The sequence below is a fragment of the Pantoea coffeiphila genome, from assembly GCF_016909495.1.
GTDB lineage: Bacteria > Pseudomonadota > Gammaproteobacteria > Enterobacterales > Enterobacteriaceae > Erwinia > Erwinia coffeiphila.
The window spans coordinates 144,008-160,986 of record NZ_JAFBFW010000008.1 but is presented as its reverse complement, the minus strand read 5'-3'; the positions used below and the strand labels follow the sequence as shown (position 1 = coordinate 160,986).

Sequence of the window (16,979 nt, the reverse complement as noted above, 5' to 3'; positions counted from 1 at the left end):
CTTACTTTTCAGTGCGCTGCACTGAGCCAATCAGTATTAACAGGGGAAGTTATGAATTATTTCAGGAAAGAGGGGCGGCTGAAGCGACTGTGCGGCTGGCGTGCGCTGTTGCTGATGCTGCTGGGCCTGTTCATCGGCCTGCTGCTGGTCGCCGGTGGTGTCACCGTGATGCATAAAACCAGCGATACGGCCTTCTGTGTTTCTTGCCACAGTATGGAAAGACCGCTGGCTGAGTATCAGGGCAGCGTTCATTTCGAAAACCACGCCGGTATCCGCGCCGAGTGTGCCGACTGCCATATCCCCACGGCCCCTGTCTCCTATATGCTGACCAAGATCGCCGCAGTTAAGGATGTTTACGGCGAAATTACTGGCAAGATAGATACCGAAGAGAAGTACAACGCCCATAAACTGGCGATGGCGGAATCGGTATGGAAGACCATGAAGGCCAACGACTCAGCCACCTGCCGCAGCTGCCACAGCTTTGAAGCGATGGATATTCTTGCTCAGCGGCCTGAAGCCCGTAAGGCGCATCCGGTAGCGATAAAAGAGAATCAGACCTGTATTGACTGCCATCGTGGTGTGGCACATATCCTGCCGGACATGACCTTAAGTAACGCGGCCGGTGCCAGCCAGCTTGCGGCCCTGACGACCGATGTCAAACCGGCGGACAGCCCGCTTTACAGCATTAAAACGCAGTCTTTTGTACTGGAGCCTGGCATCACCAACTCCGCCGGTACGCTGTTCCCGTCTGCACCCGTGATCCCGTTACGTCATCAGGGTTCGCTGACAGAAGCGCGCCTGGAAGGCTGGCAGCAGGATGGTGTAACCGGCGTGATCTATGGCGCACCCGGCCGGCGAATTATTCGTGCGGTGCTGGATGAAAACAGTCAGCAGCAGTTGAAAACGCTGGGCTCGCAAACCGACAGCCAGACCGATACGCAGTGGCATCATGTTGCTCTGACCGCGTGGTTCCCTTCCGAGGCGCTGATCGCCAACCAGCAAAAAATCTGGCAGTACGCCAGCGATTTGATGTCCGCTAACTGTACCGGCTGTCACGGCCTGACCGCACTGGATCACTTCACCGCAAATCAGTGGATTGGCGTGATGAAAGGTATGGCCTCGCGTACCGCGCTGAACGAGGAGCAGCTGCGCATTTTGACGCTGTACGCGCAAAACCACGCCAGCGATATGCCACCTGCCGGACTGCCCTCTGAACAAGGAAGCTCTCGTGAAAAATAATGTATTTTCCGGCCTGTCGCGCCGCCGTTTTCTGCAACTGGGCAGCACGCTGCTGGCCGCCAGCTCGTTAGATCTGCTGTTTTCTCCTTCCGCCGTGGCCCGGGCGGTGAGCCAGGCGATGCCGCTGTTTGCCGCGCTGCGCCCGGCGAAGAAAGGCATTCTGACCTCCGCTCACTGGGGGGCTTTTGAAGCCATTGTTGAGCAGGGAAAAATGGTGGGTGTGCAGCCGGTTCAGGACGATCCGGCACCCAATGAACTGATTGAGATGGCTCCGTGGCAGGTGCACGCCGCCAATCGGATTACTTCACCGGTCGTGCGTAAAAGCTGGCTGGAAAATGGCCCCGGCAGCCGCAACGATCTGCGCGGGCGCGATGAATGGGTGAAGGTCAGCTGGGAAAAGGCTATCCAGCTGGTCAGCGATGAAATCCGCCGATTGCAGTCGGCCTATGGCCCTTCCTCGATTTATGCCGGGTCCTGCGGCTGGAAAAGTACCGGCATGCTGCATAACTGCCGGGCGCTGCTGCATCGTTTGATGAATCTGAGTGGCGGCTTTCTGAGCTACAGCGGCGACTACTCTACCGGTGCTGCGCAGGTGATTATGTCCCACGTTGTCGGCTCGACCGAGGTATACGATCAGCAAACGACCTGGCCCAACGTGATTGATAACAGCGAGCTGGTGGTGCTGTGGGGATGTAACCCCTACACCACGCTGAAAAACAGCTGGAACGTGCCGGATCACGTCGGGCTGGAAGGCTTTGCCGCACTGGCGAAAAAAGGCACGCGGATTATCACCGTTGACCCGATCAATAATCCCGGTTCAAAACAGCTGAACGCGGAGTGGATTGCGCCGCACGCCTACACCGATGCGGCGATGCTGCTGGGTATTGCACATACTCTGCTGAGTGAAAAACTGCATGATGAAGCCTTCCTGCAGCGCTATACCACCGGCTTTGCTCAGTTCCGTGAAAGCCTGCTTGGCGAGCACGATGGCGTGGCTAAAACGGCGGAATGGGCCAGTGCGATTTGCGGCGTCGAAGCGGAAACGCTGCGCCAGCTGGCGCGCGATATGGCGAAGAAGCGGACGATGATTATGGCAGGCTGGGGCATTCAGCGGCAGCATCACGGTGAACAGCCGCACTGGCTGCTGGTGACTGTGGCTGCCATGCTTGGCCAGATTGGCCTGCCTGGCGGTGGTTTTGGATTTAGCTATCACTACTCTTCCGGCGGTAGTCCGTCGGCGAAAGGCGGTATTCTGTCCGGCATCAGCGCCGGAGAAGCGCCACAAAACTCACCCGTTCCGGTTCCGGTGGCCAGAATGGCCGACTGCCTGGCCAATCCGGGAAAAACCATTGATTACAACGGTCGCCAGGTCACCTATCCCGACGTTAAAATGGTCTACGTCGCCGGCGGTAACCCGCTGGTACACCAGCAGGATACCAATAATCTGCGGCAGGCCATGCAGCATCCTGAAACCATCATCGTGCATGAACCCTGGTGGACGTCCACGGCAAAATTCGCCGATATCGTCCTGCCGTGCACCACCAGCTATGAGCGCAACGATATGGATATGGGCGGCGACTATTCCCAGCGCTATGTTTTCCCGATGCGCCAGTGCGTGCTGCCGCAGCACGAGTCGCGTAACGACTTCGATATTTTCCGCGATATTGCCGCGCGGCTTGGCGTTGAGCAGGCCTTTACCGAGGGGCGCGATGAGATGCTGTGGCTGAAAACGATGTACGACAACATGAAGACCCAGGCCCGTAATGCGGGCGTGCCGCTGCCGCCGTTCGATCAATTCTGGCAGTCGAACAATTACATCCGCTTCCCTGTCCCGGAAGAGAATAAAAACTGGATACGCTTTGCCGATTTTCGTGCCGATCCACTGCTCAACCCGCTGGGTACACCCAGCGGACGTATCGAAATTTTCTCCCGCAGCGTGGCAAAAATGAATTACGACGACTGCCCGGGGCTGCCGGGCTGGTTCCCACCGCACGAATGGCGCGGCAGCGACATTGCGCAGCGCTATCCGCTGTCGTTGAACTCCTCGCACCCGGCGCACCGCCTGCATTCGCAGCTGGATAATACGCCCCTGAGAGACAAATACGCGGTCAGCAACCGCGAGGCGATTCTGATCAATACCCAGGATGCTGCAGACCGGCAGATCCAGTCCGGGGACCTGGTGCGCGCGTACAACGACCGTGGGCAGATCCTGGTGGGAGCGCAGGTGAGTGATGATATCCGCCCCGGTGTAGTTCGGGTGTGTGAAGGGGCCTGGTTCGACCCGGCAGATTTGTCAGAGCCTAAAACCCTGTGCAAAAACGGCAGCGTTAACTGCCTGACCTTTGATATCGGCTCCTCCCGGTTAGCGCAGGCTAACTGCGGCCATATGGCCCAGCTGGAGGTGGAAAAATATTGCGGCGAGGAGCAGAAAAACACCGCTCATTCGGTGCCTTTTGGCGCTTAAACGGTTAAATTCAGTACCCAACCCGTTAATAAGGAATGTTATCTATGCAACGCTGTGGCTGGGTATCTGAAGATCCGCTATATATCGCCTATCACGATCGCGAGTGGGGCGTTCCCCATCATGACGCCCGTTCGCTGTTTGAAATGATTTGTCTGGAAGGCCAGGTTGCCGGGCTGTCCTGGCTGACCGTGCTGAAGAAAAGGGAAAACTATCGCCAGCATTTTCATCATTTTGACGTTCAGGCCGTTGCCCGGATGGATGAAGACGATATTGAACGGCTGATGCAGGAGAGCGGTATTATCCGCCACCGGGGAAAGATCAACGCAATTATTGCCAACGCCCGAGCGCTGCTGGCGATGGAAGCCGCCGGAGAATCGTTCAGAGACTTCGTCTGGCGTTTCGTTGATAACGAACCGCAAATCACCCGCTTCGGCCACTACCGAGAGGCACCGACCACCAATTCGGCTTCTGATGCACTCTCTAAGGCGCTGAAAAAACGCGGATTTAAGTTTGTCGGCTCCACGACCTGCTACTCGTTTATGCAGGCCTGCGGATTAATCAGCGAACACACGACCGACTGTTTTTGCCATCCGGATAACATTAAATAGCTTTCGCTTACACTTTGAGAATTTGCCTGAGTATTTTCCTCACAATTGAGCGCCATAATTAGCGCTTACAGGCGATGTTGCCTGCGGTGAACGAATGAAAGGAATACTCATGAAAAAAAGCGCTATTACTCTTTCCCTGATATTAAGCGGCACGCTTGCGCTGGCCGGTTGTACGACTAACCCTTATACCGGCGAACGCGAAGCAGGGAAGTCCGGTATTGGTGCGGGTATCGGCGCCGCGGTAGGCGCAGGTGTGGGTATGCTTTCTTCTTCGAAGAAAGATCGCGGCAAAGGCGCACTGATTGGTGCCGCCGCCGGTGCCGCTCTCGGCGGCGGCGCGGGTTATTACATGGACGTGCAGGAAGCGAAGCTGCGCGACAAAATGAAAGGTACCGGAGTCAGCGTGACCCGCAACGGCGACAATATCGTGCTGAATATGCCGAGCAACGTCACCTTTGACAGCAGCAGCAGCACGCTGAAACCTGCCGGAGCCAACACGCTGACCGGCGTGGCAATGGTACTAAAAGAGTACCCGAAAACCGCCGTGAACATTATCGGTTACACCGACAGCACCGGCAGCCGCCAGCTGAATATGTCGCTGTCGCAGCAGCGTGCGGACAGCGTCGGCAGCTCGCTGATTACTCAGGGTGTTGAAGCTAACCGCGTGCGCACCAGCGGAATGGGCCCGGATAATCCGGTGGCTTCTAACACCACTGCTGAAGGGAAAGCTCAGAACCGCCGTGTAGAAATCACCCTCAGCCCGCTGCAGTAATCCCCTCAGCCCCGGCACACAGCGTGCCGGGGCCGTTATTCTCTTTTTTGGGAATAATCATTCAGGACCATAGTGGCCATTAGCCGTTTGTGCTACCCTGCACAAAAACTGATCAGTACGCACACACATGTCACTTAAAGATATTGCCTCCGCTCTGGGGCTTTCCGTCACGACAATCAGCCGTGCGCTCAACGGCTACGATGATGTGGCTGAGGAAACGCGCCTGCGTATACAACAGGAAGCCCGACGGCGAGGATATCGTCCTAATCCGGTCGCGCGCAGCCTGAAAACCGGAAAAACCAACGCTCTCGGTCTGCTATTCCCCTCCTCACCTCTTCCTTTCAACGGTACCAGCTTTGTCGATGTGATCGGCGCTATTGCCCAGGCGCTGGCCGAGCGCGAAGTGGATCTGCTGATCGTCGCCGACACGCCTGAAAACGACCATCGTTCCCTGCAAAGGATGCTGCGTTCGCGCTATGTCAGCGGGCTGATTGTGGCGCATACCACTCGCCAGGACAGCCGACTGGCGAAACTTCAGCAGCTGAATTTTCCGTTTCTGGCGCTGGGCCGCAGCGAACTGACCGCTCCCTACGCCTGGTTCGACTTCGATCATTACACCGGGCCGCGGATGGCGGTGGATCACTATGTCGCGCAGGGGCTTCGTCGTATCGCCTGGCTTGGCAGCCACCTCGATCAGGCCTTTGTCAGCCAGCGGCGAGAAGGCTATCTGAGTGCGATGCAGCGGCACGGCTTCGACAGCGAACTCTGCTGGCAGACAGACCCAAGTCGCCTTGAGGGCTACCGCGCAACCCGGCAGCTGCTTGCTCTGCCGCAGCCGCCGCAGGCGCTGATTGCCGATTCCAGCTCGCTGGGTGAAGGCGCGGCAATTGCCCTGCGCGAGATGGGCCGTCTGAGCGGGCCTGAACGTATCGAGTTGATGATCTACAACGGGCTGCCCGCCGATTCGGTGATCGATGTGCCCGTTGCCAGCATTGCTCAGGCCACCTGGCCTGCTATCGGGCAGCAGGTGGCAGAAATGGCGCTGCGGCTGATGGCAGGAGAGCCCGTGTCCTCGTTGCAGGTGTTGTGGCAGCCGGAGCTGAAAATACCCTGATGCTGCCGCCGTCGGGCAGTTATGGTAGTCTCACGCCATTCACATCATCAGGGATAGCCATGAAGAACAAGGCCGCTAAAGCTACCATCAGCGACGTCGCCAAAGAGGCGCGTACCGGGAAAACCAGCGTTTCGCGCTATCTGAACGGTGAATTCAGCGCGCTTTCTGACGATCTGAAGCAGCGCATTGAAGCCGCTATCAGCACGCTCAACTATCGCCCCAGCCAGATGGCGCGCGGCCTGAAGCGTGGGCGTACCCGACTGATTGGCCTGATCATCGCGGATATCACCAACCCCTATTCCGTTGATGTGCTGAGCGGCATTGAGTCCGCCTGCCGCAGCCACGGCTTCACGCTGCTGATGTGTAACACCAACAACGAAGTCGATCTCGAGCAGTACTACCTCAATCTGCTGAACAGCTACCAGGTGGAAGGCATCGTGGTTAATGCGGTGGGCATGCGCGAAGAGGCGCTGAGTCAGCTGCAAAAATCGCTGCTGCCGATGGTGCTGATAGACCGAAAAATACCGGATTTCGCCTGTGATGTGGTTGGGCTGGATAACCGCGCGGCGGCGCTGCAGGCCACTGAACATCTGCTGTCGCAGGGCTATCGTGCGCTGCTGTTTATCAGCGAGCCGCTCGGCCTGGTGAATACCCGGCTGGAGCGTATCCACGCGTTCCATGAACGTATGGCGCAGCAGCCCGATCTGATTGCCGAACACGCCGAAGTGAAACTGGATGATGAAACCCGTATGCAGCAGGTGCTGAGCGAGTTCTATCAGCGTCATCAGGGAACGCCCTGCGCGGTGATGGCCGTCAACGGCGCGTTGACGCTACAGGTTGCCCGCGCTCTGCGTCGGCTGAATCTGAACTGGGGCGAGCAGTTGGGCCTGCTGGGCTTTGACGAACTGGAGTGGGCTGAGCTGGCGGGCGTTGGCATCACGACCCTGAAGCAGCCTACCTGGCAGATTGGCTATGCTGCGCTGGAGCAGGTTATCAGCCGCATTGAGGGCGGAGATCAGCCGCTGCAAGAACAGGTATTCTCCGGGGAACTGGTGGTGCGGGGCTCAACGCAGCCGATTGTCCGCTAAGCACGTGTCCCCGTAATAACCCGGGGCCGATCGTGCCCCTGCAAGACTTCTCATCCCACCCTGCCGTTCCTCTATTTCACGCAGAAAAGCGTTCACTCCGTGAGCGCCGTCATAAAATCCCGTTTTGGTACTTTTCTTTGGAACCGGTTCCATTTAACGTTTTTCCATCAAATCGGGTGAATTAACCGGAGAAATCATGAAAAGAGAAGTCATCGTTGTCACCGCGGCCTACGGCAATAAACAGGTGCGTGAGCTGGGGGGGCAGCAGGCGCTGCTGCCGATTATTGCTGCCGCAGGTGCCGACGGCGTGGAGATCCGCCGCGAACTGCTGGATGAACAGGAACTGGGCCAGCTTTCTGCGCTGGGCGCGGACATTGCTTCTAAAAAACTGATTGCTTTCTACTCGGTGCCGGAAGCGCTGTTTACCGAAGATGGCTCGCTCAACCCGCGTCTGGACCAGCATTTTGCGGAAGCGGAACAGCTGAATGCCCAGCTGATTAAATATTCGCTGGGCCACTATCGTCACGATTTCGACAACAGCGAACTGCGCAGCAAGCTTGCCGATAAGAAAGTGCATCTGGTGGTGGAAAACGACCAGACCGAATACGGCCGTTTCGCCACCCTCGATGGCTTTTTCCACGCCTGCGGCGAAAGCCGCATCTGCAACGGCATGACCTTTGATACCGGCAACTGGCTGTGGGTCGGCGACCAGCCGCTTCCGGCGGCGGAAAGCCTGAGCCGCTACGTCAGTTATATCCACGTTAAAGCGGCGGTGCCGCACGGCGAAAGCTGGCGCGCTATCCCGCTGGATGAAGCCGATAACCTGTGGCGCGAGACGCTCGCCCTGCTGCCGTCTGACGTGCCGCGCGCTATTGAATTCCCACTGGAAGGCCCGGACCTGGTGGCGGTGACCCGTCACTATGTTGACCTGCTGCGCGAGGCATAAATCATGACGACCCATACCAACGGCACGCTGGATGTTGTCACGATCGGTGAAGCGATGGCGATGTTTGTCGCGGCAGAAAACGGCGACCTGGCTTCGGTTGAGAAATTTACCAAACGCATCGCCGGTGCCGAACTGAACGTGGCAATCGGCCTGGCGCGCCTGGGCCTGAAAGTGGGCTGGGTCAGCCGCGTCGGCGATGACTCATTTGGCCGCTTTACCTGCCAGCAGCTGGATCGTGAAGGCGTCGATCGCCAGCAGGTGACGCTGGACGCGCGCTTCCCCACCGGTTTTCAGCTGAAGTCGAAGGTGGACGATGGCTCCGATCCGCTGGTGGAGTATTTCCGCAAAGGCTCGGCCGCCAGCCATCTCTCCTGCGACGACTTTAACCGCGACTACTTCGGTGCCGCACGCCACCTGCACCTGAGCGGCGTGGCCGCTGCGCTTTCCGACAGCTCGCTGGCGCTGTCGAAACATGCCGCGAAGGAGATGAAGGCGATGGGAAAAACCATCTCCTTTGACCCTAATCTGCGCCCGGTGCTGTGGTCCAGTGAACGGGAAATGGTAACCCGGCTGAACGAACTGGCGTCTTATGCCGACTGGGTTCTGCCTGGCATCAAAGAAGGCAAAATTCTCACCGGCTATGACCAGCCTGAAGCGATTGCCGACTTCTATCTGGCGATGGGCGTAAAAGCCGTGATTATCAAAACCGGCTGCGAAGGCGCGTGGTTCAAAACCGCCGACGGCATGAAAGATCGGGTACCTGCGGTCCTGACCACCAACGTGGTGGATACCGTCGGTGCCGGAGATGGCTTTGCGGTAGGGACGATCAGCGCCCTGCTGGAAGGAAAATCGCTGCCTGCGGCCATCCGCCGCGGCAATAAAATCGGTTCTCTGGCAATCCAGGCAATCGGCGACAGCGAAGGACTGCCAACCCGGGCGGCACTGGGCGATTTTTAACCCTGACGGCCGGCCGGAAACATAACATCACCACATCGTTCCCCTACAGAACAGAATGTGGCCCCTCAACAGAGGAAACACCATGAACGAGCAGACGAAGCAGACAATCGCGCCAAAACGCTGGTGGTACATCATGCCCATCGTGTTTATCACTTACAGCCTGGCGTATCTGGACAGGGCGAACTTCAGTTTCGCCTCCGCCGCAGGGATTAATGAGGATCTCGGCATCACCAAGGGCATTTCTTCCCTGCTCGGTGCGCTGTTCTTCCTTGGCTACTTCTTTTTCCAGATCCCCGGCGCGATTTATGCCGAACGCCGCAGCGTAAAAAAACTGGTGTTCTGGTGCCTGGTGCTGTGGGGCGGCTGTGCCTCGCTGACCGGGATGGTGAGCAATATTCCGATGCTGGCGATGATCCGCTTTACGCTCGGCGTGGTGGAGGCGGCGGTGATGCCCGCGATGCTGATTTATATCAGCAACTGGTTCACTAAGTCCGAACGTTCGCGCGCCAATACCTTCCTGATCCTCGGCAATCCGGTGACCGTGCTGTGGATGTCGGTGGTGTCCGGCTATCTGATCAACGCCTTCGGCTGGCGTGAAATGTTTATTATTGAAGGCTTCCCGGCGGTGATCTGGGCCGTAGCCTGGTGGTTCCTGGTGCAGGATAAACCGTCGCAGGCGAAGTGGCTGAGCGATGCCGAGAAAGCCGCATTGCAGGCGCAGCTGCAGAAAGAGCAGGAAAATCTGAAAGCGGTGCGTAACTACTCTGAGGCCTTTAAGTCGCGTAACGTTATCCTGCTGTGCGCACAGTATTTTGCCTGGAGCATCGGCGTGTACGGTTTTGTGCTGTGGCTGCCGTCCATTCTGCGTAACGGCACGCAGATGGGCATCGTTGAGGCCGGATGGCTGTCGGCGGTGCCGTATCTGGCAGCGACCATCGCGATGATCGTCGTTTCCTGGGCCTCTGATAAGTTACAAAACCGCAAATTGTTTGTCTGGCCGTTACTGTTGATTGGTGCATTAGCCTTTTTAGGCTCATATTTGGTGGGTTCCGACAATTTCTGGCTGTCCTATGCCCTGCTGGTGATTGCCGGTGCATCGATGTATGCACCGTATGGTCCCTTCTTCGCCATCATCCCGGAAATGCTGCCGCGCAACGTTGCCGGGGGCGCGATGGCGCTGATTAACTCGATGGGAGCGCTGGGTTCATTCCTCGGCTCCTGGGTGGTGGGATACCTCAACGGTGCCACCGGCAGTCCATCTGCATCCTATATCTTTATGGGGAGCGCATTACTGGTGGCCGTGTGGCTGACGTTGATCGTCAAGCCGTCGCAGGACCGGCAGGCTCCGCTGCCCCATGATGTAAAACATGCTTAAATTAAAACGGGTCAATGCTGGCCCGTTTCACTGTACTGAACAGGGAGAACCGTATGAAACCGTCTGTGGTGTTGTATAAGTCGTTACCTGAAGATCTGCGAGCGCGGCTGGATGCGCATTTCAACGTGACCGAAATTAACGGCTTAACCCCAGAAAATATCGCTGCTCACGCCGAGGCGTTCCGTCAGGCGGAAGGCATCCTTGGCTCCGGCGGCAAAGTTGATGCTGAATTTCTGCAGCAGGTGCCTAAGCTGCGTGCGGCCTCCACGATTTCCGTGGGCTATGACACCTTCGATGTGGCGGCGCTGAACGATAAAGGCATCGTACTGATGCATACCCCGACCGTGCTGACTGAAACCGTCGCGGATACCATGATGGCGCTGGTGCTGAGCAGCGCCCGCCGGGTGGTGGAACTGGCCGAGCGGGTGAAGGCCGGGGAGTGGCAGAAAAACATTGGCCCTGACTGGTTCGGCATTGACGTGCACCATAAGAAGCTGGGCATTCTGGGTATGGGGCGTATTGGCCTGGCGCTGGCGCAGCGTGCCCACCTTGGCTTCAGCATGCCGATTCTCTACAACGCGCGTAAGCATCATCAGGAAGCGGAAGATCGTTTTGATGCGCAGTACTGCGATCTGGATACGCTGCTGGCAGAGTCAGATTTCCTCTGCATCAGCCTGCCGCTGACCGCCGAAACTCACCATCTGATTGGCCGCGAGCAGCTGGCGAAAATGAAGCCGAGCGCGATTCTGATTAACGCGGGTCGCGGGCCGGTGGTGGATGAGCAGGCGCTGGTTGATGCGCTGAAGGACGGGACTATTTTTGCTGCCGGTCTGGATGTGTTTGAGCAGGAGCCGCTGCCGGTGAATTCCGAGCTGCTGAAGCTGCGTAACGTGGTGCCGCTGCCGCATATCGGTTCCGCGACGCACGAGACGCGTTACGGGATGGCGCGCGATGCGGTGGATAATTTGATTGCCGCGTTGACCGGGAAGGTAGAGAAGAACTGCGTGAATCCGCAGGTATTGAACAAAGGCTGATTCTTGTTGCTGCACGCTCTGTGCCCGGGCGTATCGGGGCTGGCCGGAACGCGGACCCGCTGTCACATCCCTGTCCGCTCGGCCTCGCACATCCCTGTGCTCGGACGGTCCGCTAACCCGTCCATCCCCGATTGCCCGCATGTTTTGGTGTTGCTGCTGGAACAACTGATCGTATCTGGCAGCAACCCAATGATTTGAAAGGGGAACCGTTACGGGACAGGTTAGCCGGGTGTTTGCCGCATGGATGCGGCAGCCAAGCCCCCAGGGATTGGGTTTACGGCGAACCGGCGATCTGCCCGTAACGGTAGCCCCGGTCACGGACCCCATCGCGACCTGGCCCGTAGCTGTCACTCCGTTCACGGAATCTACCGCGAAAAATCGCTTAACGACCAGATTAACGATCGTTATCTGGCAGCAACCCAATGATTTGAAAGGGGAACCGTTACGGGACAGGTTAGCCGGGTGTCTGCCGCACGGATGCGGCAGCCAAGCCCCCAGGGAGGGGTTTACGGCGACCCGGCGATCTGCCCGTAACGGTAGCCCAGTTCACCGATCCCATCGCGATCTGCCCGTAACGGTCGCCCCATCCGCAGATCCCACTGCGACGATCATTATCTGCGCCCGCCAGGCTACGGCCGAATAAACCGCACATAAATAAACCGTACGATATAAAACTCCACCGCACCCAGCAGCAAAAACCATAAACAAAACACCAGCGTATACAGCTGACCAATATCTTCCAGATGGAACATCTCCACCAGCTTGCGCGTCAGCGCCAGGCCAAACCACGGGGCGGGCAGCAGCAGTGCGGAAAGAAAACCGAACATCAGCGTGCTCAGCGGCATTAAAAAGGTTTCAAACGGACTTTTCATCGTCATTCCGGCGTGTAAACAGTTGCGCCATTTTCAGCGATCCCACCCGCAGGTTCAATCCTTAAACCGCCAGCGCTAACGGCAGCTGCTCGTGCAGCCAGGCAATAAAACTGCTGCGCTTTTCCGACGGGCTGAGATCCTGGCGCCACAGCAGATGGATCGGTCGGCTGGCCTGCTGCCACTGTTGCAGTACCGGCACCAGCCTGCCCGCGGCAATGTCTTCCGCCAGCAGGATTTCCGGCTGTAGCACCAGCCCGGCTCCGGATAATGCAGCCTGACGCAGCGCCTGGCCGTCATTACAGATAAAACTGCTGTCCGCAGGCCAGAACACATCGCCCAGCTGCCAGGCATTGCTCTTATTCCACGCCATATTGGCCAGGCAACGATGCTGATACAGCGCCTCCGGGGTCTGCGGCGTGCCGTGCTGCGCCAGATACTCCGGCGCGGCGCACACCACCATACGGTAATCACCGATTTTTTTTGCTACCAGCGGTTCAGCCGGATTGAGGTTGCCAATGCGAATAGCAAAGTCGAACCCCTGGCCGATGAGATCGACAAAGCTGTCGCTGAGATCCAGCTCGATCCGCACCTGCGGGTAGTTCAGTTGGTAGCGGGCAACCAGTGCGGCGATCGCCGCCGATCCCAGATTGAGCGGTGCGCTGATCCGCAGCAGCCCCGAGGGCGTGCGCTTCATATTCTCTACCGTATCTTCCGCCAGCCGCAGCTGGGCCAGCGCGGCTTTGCACTGCTGATAGTAGCTTTCCCCGGCTTCGGTCAGATGCTGTCGGCGGGTATTACGCTGGAGCAGGCGGCTGTTGAGCTGCACCTCCAGCTGACGCACGTGTTTGCCGACCATCACGGCGCTGATATCCAGGCGGCGTGCAGCCTCGGTGAAGTTGCCGCTTTCCACCGCGCAGATAAAGGCCTCAATGCTGCTTAATTTGTCCATGATTACAAACCTGTGGTTCGGAGTTATCGAAAGTATGGCCCGTTTATCCACCTCTGACACTGCTTCATGATGGGGTAACCGTTATTTACAGAGGAAATGCGATGAAAATTTTAGTGATTGGGGCGTCAGGCACCGTCGGTCAGGGCATCGTTAACGAGCTGAGCCGTGATAATCAGGTGATCCGCGTGGGGAAAACCCGGGGTGATTATCAGGTGGATTTAACCAGCGAAGAGAGCGTTCGCGCGCTGTTTGCCCAAACCGGTAACGTGGATGCGGTGATTTCCGCCACCGGCGGCGTGCACTTTGGTCCGCTGTCCGAGATGACCAGTGAGCAGTTCAACAGCGGTCTGCAGGATAAGCTGATGGGTCAGGTTCGGCTGGTGCTGATCGGCAAAGAGTTTGTCAATCCGGGCGGCTCGTTCACTCTGACCACCGGTATCCTGGCGCAGCAGCCGATTCGTACCGGTGTGAATGCGACGGCGGTAAATACCGCGCTGGAAGGTTTTGTGTTTGCCGCTGCGAACGAGCTTTCGGGCCTGCGTATTAATGCCGTCAGCCCAACGGTACTGACCGAAGCGCTGGACAGCTACGGGCCATTCTTCCCCGGTTTTGAAAGCGCCTCCGCCAGCCGCGTAGCGCTGGCCTATCGCCGTAGCGTGGATGGCGTAGAAAGCGGTAAGGTTTATCGCGTCTGGTAGCCGGAAATTATTTTGGGGAAATGATGCGATAAAGTGCTGAAAATTTCCCCAACCCCTTCGCGGTTATATATCCACACGCTCTGTGTAACACGGTAATTCTTTTAGAGTTTCCCGCCGATATTTACGCGCCAAAATAGCATCCGTTAAAAAGTATAGCCGATGCTATACTCAAATCCATGATTTTGTTGTCTTTTTTTCTGGCGATTCGCGTGATAGGATGCGCTTCACTTGAACGGACCAGTGGTTATTTTTCCTACATAACCTGGGGTTTTAACGATTTGGAACGCACCCGACGCTTCAAACCGGGATAAATACAATGAACCTATACGCAACTCTGATTCTGGCTTTTGCCATGTCGATGGACGCCTTCGCCGCGGCCATTGGTAAAGGTGCAAGCCTGCATCGCCCAAGCCTGAAAGAAGCCCTGCGCACCGGTCTGATCTTCGGTGTGATCGAAGCGCTGACGCCGCTGGTCGGCTGGGCTATCGGCCTCGCCGCCAGCAAGTACGTGATGGCGTGGGACCACTGGGTTGCGTTCGGTTTACTGCTGATCCTCGGCGGAAGAATGGTCGTTGAGGGGATACGTAAAAAAGAGTGCCGGCCGGAAGATGCCCCACAGAGCCACGGTTTCTGGCTGCTGGCCTGTACTGCCGTTGCTACCAGTCTGGATGCGATGGCCGTTGGCGTCGGGCTGGCATTTTTGCAGGTCAACATTGTCACCACCGCGCTGGCAATCGGCGCTTCCACCATGATTATGGCGACTCTCGGCATCCTGCTGGGCCGCTTCCTTGGCCCGGTGATGGGCAAATGGGCGGAAATTTTTGGTGGTGTAGTGCTGATCGGCATCGGCTGTAGTATTTTGTTCGAACATCTGGGCAAATAAGCAGAAGGCACGCCCGGTCACTTGCGCGGGGCGGCTATGGCATTATCGGTAGTAGACTGGAACACCCGGAATAATATTGAGTGCTCGCACCTCACCGCCAGCAACGCGGCTTTTCCGCTGCATACCCACGAAGAATATGCGATCAGCGCCAACCTTAGCGGCGTAGAAAAACTCTTTCTGAATCGAAAAAACCTGTCGGTCCTCGCCGGGGATATCACCGTTTATAATCCTGGAACGCTACAGTCGTCAGAGTTTGGCGGGCAGCCGGTCGAGTTTTTCAGCGTTCATTTACCGGCGGCTGTTTTTGCCGATCTGGCGGATCGTCCACTGCCGATCCTGCATGAAGGCGTACTGCGCGATCCGCAGCTGTTTGATGCGATCTGCCATTTCGTGCGTTCTCCTGACGACGATCAGGTTCAGCAGCAAAACCTGCTGTGGCTGACCAGCCGGCTGCTGCATCACAGCAGCGAGAAGGATGTAGCACTGGCTCCTGCATCCGTAGGACGTGCCCTGGAACATATGCGCGATAGTCTGACGCAGAAACTGACGCTGGATGAGCTGGCGGTAACCTGCGGGTTGAGTAAGTATCACTTTGTCCGCCAGTTCCGTCAGGAGATGGGCGTGGCACCGCTGCAGTATCATATGCAGCTGCGTCTGCTGGCGGCGCGTAATTTGTTACGGCACCGCAGCAGCGCATTAGATGTGGCCCATCAGCTGGGTTTTTACGATCAAAGCCACTTTATTAACAGCTTTCGCAAGATGCTGGGCATCACCCCGCACCACTATCTGCGTATGCTTAGCCGATAAACTCGCGATAGCCCGAAAGAATGACGTATCCGGCGAAGTAGCAGAAAATCACTGCCGAAGCGATATACGACCAGCGCAACATCTTCGTACCGAGCATACGCCCACCGATGCTGCCCACTGCGCACAGGGCTATCGTCCACGTCACGCCCGCGAGGAAAAAGCCGGAAAGGAACCAGGCCGATGCCGCCGTACTGCCGGTACCCATCCGTGAAATCAGTGCGCCTCCGACGGCGGCAAACCACAGGATCGCCGAAGGGGACGACATCGCGAGGAATATTCCCCGCAGGAAATTCTGCCGAGGGCTGAGCGCTTCGCCAATGTCACCCGCACTCAGTGTTGCGGCGGGTTGCAGCGCGCTTTGCACCATTTTCCACGCAAACCACAGCAGGATCAGCGAGCCGCCAATCCACAGCACCCAGCGCACGCTGGTGAACTGCAGCAGTACCGCCATCCCGGCCATGGCGAGGATCGCATAGATCAGATCGCCGATGCAGGTGCCGATCCCCAGCCAGAAGCCGTGAAAAAAGCCGCGTTGCATGGCCAGGGTGATCATCGCGATATTGGCGATGCCGATATCAAGGCACAGGGAAAGACTCAGTAAAAAACCATTAGAAAAGGGCATAGCATTGGCATCCGTTAAGCGTAGTGTGGCGATTATCGACACATGCAGCGCAGATATATTGGAAAAAATTGCGCAGCGCCGGGTGCGATGCTGAATTAAGGCGCGCAGGCCAGCAGATTAATTCTTTGCGGCATATCTCACTGTTTTTGGCCATCAAAGGTCTGTTTTTGTGATCTGATTCAAAAAATCTTGCCTGAAAAAGCACCGTTCGTTATAATTTATGGTGTATTTTTCAACAATATTTGTCACAGGCAATCATGAAAAAATTCTTCCGCAACGTGTTTCGTTCCTATGTAAATACCTTCAAACACGTTCCGCCGGGCGCGGTTCGCTAAACCCGCCGAGCTTACACCCTCGATAACCGCGGTCAGGGACTGGACCGATGGTTATCACTTATTCCCGCTGTTCCCATTCTTTATCTATCGAAAAAAAACGTGCCTGCGGCACGGTGATATGCAATTCTGTGGGTTATGAAAATGACCCGGCTGTTCCTCACCGCGACCACCACCACCACGACCGCTTCTGGCGGGGCGAGGTCGGTTTGCATGCCT

At 57.2% G+C, this 16,979-nt stretch carries 17 protein-coding genes; 14 read left to right on the top strand and 3 right to left on the bottom strand.

The genetic code is table 11. The annotated features are described in order from the left end of the window. The first annotated feature begins 51 nt into the window (after positions 1-51). From JOE09_RS22660 to ghrB, 10 genes are all read left to right on the top strand, one after another. Positions 52-1,239, top strand: coding sequence for a NapC/NirT family cytochrome c (locus JOE09_RS22660; protein ID WP_239553259.1), 1,188 nt, complete (start codon positions 52-54; stop codon positions 1,237-1,239). Then, positions 1,229-3,703: a trimethylamine-N-oxide reductase TorA gene (torA, locus tag JOE09_RS22655; RefSeq protein ID WP_205067421.1), complete on the top strand. Its 2,475-nt coding sequence runs from the start codon at positions 1,229-1,231 to the stop codon at positions 3,701-3,703. The genes JOE09_RS22660 and torA overlap by 11 nt, the downstream gene beginning before the upstream one ends. Positions 3,704-3,747: 44 nt before the next feature. Beyond that, a complete protein-coding gene (locus JOE09_RS22650) occupies positions 3,748-4,311 on the top strand; it encodes a DNA-3-methyladenine glycosylase I (protein WP_205067420.1) in 564 nt (187 codons plus the stop codon). A 109-nt stretch (positions 4,312-4,420) separates the two neighbouring features. Then, on the top strand, positions 4,421-5,083 hold the full coding sequence (locus JOE09_RS22645; RefSeq protein WP_205067419.1) for an OmpA family lipoprotein: 663 nt from the start codon (positions 4,421-4,423) through the stop codon (positions 5,081-5,083). A gap of 127 nt (positions 5,084-5,210) precedes the next feature. Further along, positions 5,211-6,197, top strand: coding sequence for a LacI family DNA-binding transcriptional regulator (locus JOE09_RS22640; RefSeq protein WP_205067418.1), 987 nt, complete (start codon positions 5,211-5,213; stop codon positions 6,195-6,197). 59 nt (positions 6,198-6,256) lie between these two features. Further along, complete coding sequence (locus JOE09_RS22635; RefSeq protein ID WP_205067417.1) at positions 6,257-7,285, top strand: LacI family DNA-binding transcriptional regulator; 1,029 nt, start codon at positions 6,257-6,259, stop codon at positions 7,283-7,285. A gap of 196 nt (positions 7,286-7,481) precedes the next feature. After that, the gene (locus tag JOE09_RS22630) at positions 7,482-8,231 is read left to right on the top strand and encodes a sugar phosphate isomerase/epimerase family protein (RefSeq protein WP_205067416.1); all 750 of its coding nucleotides are present in this window, start codon (positions 7,482-7,484) and stop codon (positions 8,229-8,231) included. 3 nt (positions 8,232-8,234) lie between these two features. Beyond that, positions 8,235-9,188 carry a sugar kinase gene (locus tag JOE09_RS22625; RefSeq protein ID WP_205067415.1) on the top strand — a complete coding sequence of 318 codons (954 nt, stop codon included), beginning with the start codon at positions 8,235-8,237 and terminating at the stop codon, positions 9,186-9,188. An 82-nt stretch (positions 9,189-9,270) separates the two neighbouring features. After that, positions 9,271-10,563, top strand: a complete 1,293-nt coding sequence (locus tag JOE09_RS22620) for an MFS transporter (protein WP_205067414.1) — start codon at positions 9,271-9,273, stop codon at positions 10,561-10,563. Between the two features lie 53 nt (positions 10,564-10,616). After that, positions 10,617-11,597 (top strand): glyoxylate/hydroxypyruvate reductase GhrB, encoded by a 981-nt coding sequence (gene ghrB, locus JOE09_RS22615; RefSeq protein ID WP_205067413.1) that lies wholly within the window; start codon positions 10,617-10,619, stop codon positions 11,595-11,597. A 629-nt stretch (positions 11,598-12,226) separates the two neighbouring features. Here ghrB and JOE09_RS22610 read toward each other — a convergent pair. Further along, positions 12,227-12,469 carry a DUF1158 family protein gene (locus JOE09_RS22610; RefSeq protein WP_205067412.1) on the bottom strand — a complete coding sequence of 81 codons (243 nt, stop codon included), beginning with the start codon at positions 12,467-12,469 and terminating at the stop codon, positions 12,227-12,229. A 61-nt stretch (positions 12,470-12,530) separates the two neighbouring features. Then, on the bottom strand, positions 12,531-13,418 hold the full coding sequence (locus JOE09_RS22605) for a LysR family transcriptional regulator (protein WP_205067411.1): 888 nt from the start codon (positions 13,416-13,418) through the stop codon (positions 12,531-12,533). A 101-nt stretch (positions 13,419-13,519) separates the two neighbouring features. Between JOE09_RS22605 and JOE09_RS22600 the strand changes: the two genes are divergently transcribed. The 3 genes from JOE09_RS22600 (at position 13,520) to JOE09_RS22590 (ending at position 15,806) form a co-directional block, all read left to right on the top strand. After that, positions 13,520-14,116 (top strand): short chain dehydrogenase, encoded by a 597-nt coding sequence (locus JOE09_RS22600; protein WP_205067410.1) that lies wholly within the window; start codon positions 13,520-13,522, stop codon positions 14,114-14,116. Between the two features lie 316 nt (positions 14,117-14,432). After that, positions 14,433-14,999 carry a manganese efflux pump MntP gene (mntP, locus tag JOE09_RS22595; protein ID WP_205067409.1) on the top strand — a complete coding sequence of 189 codons (567 nt, stop codon included), beginning with the start codon at positions 14,433-14,435 and terminating at the stop codon, positions 14,997-14,999. Positions 15,000-15,035: 36 nt separating this feature from the next. Beyond that, on the top strand, positions 15,036-15,806 hold the full coding sequence (locus tag JOE09_RS22590) for a helix-turn-helix transcriptional regulator (protein ID WP_205067408.1): 771 nt from the start codon (positions 15,036-15,038) through the stop codon (positions 15,804-15,806). Here the strand turns inward: JOE09_RS22590 and JOE09_RS22585 are convergent. Continuing rightward, on the bottom strand, positions 15,796-16,428 hold the full coding sequence (locus JOE09_RS22585; protein WP_205067407.1) for a LysE family translocator: 633 nt from the start codon (positions 16,426-16,428) through the stop codon (positions 15,796-15,798). The two genes, JOE09_RS22590 and JOE09_RS22585, sit on opposite strands and share 11 nt — an antisense overlap. A 257-nt stretch (positions 16,429-16,685) precedes the next feature. Here JOE09_RS22585 and azuC point away from each other — a divergent pair, with 257 nt between their 5' ends. Next, positions 16,686-16,763, top strand: a complete 78-nt coding sequence (gene azuC, locus JOE09_RS26475) for a stress response protein AzuC (protein ID WP_370347978.1) — start codon at positions 16,686-16,688, stop codon at positions 16,761-16,763. Positions 16,764-16,979: the final 216 nt, after the last annotated feature.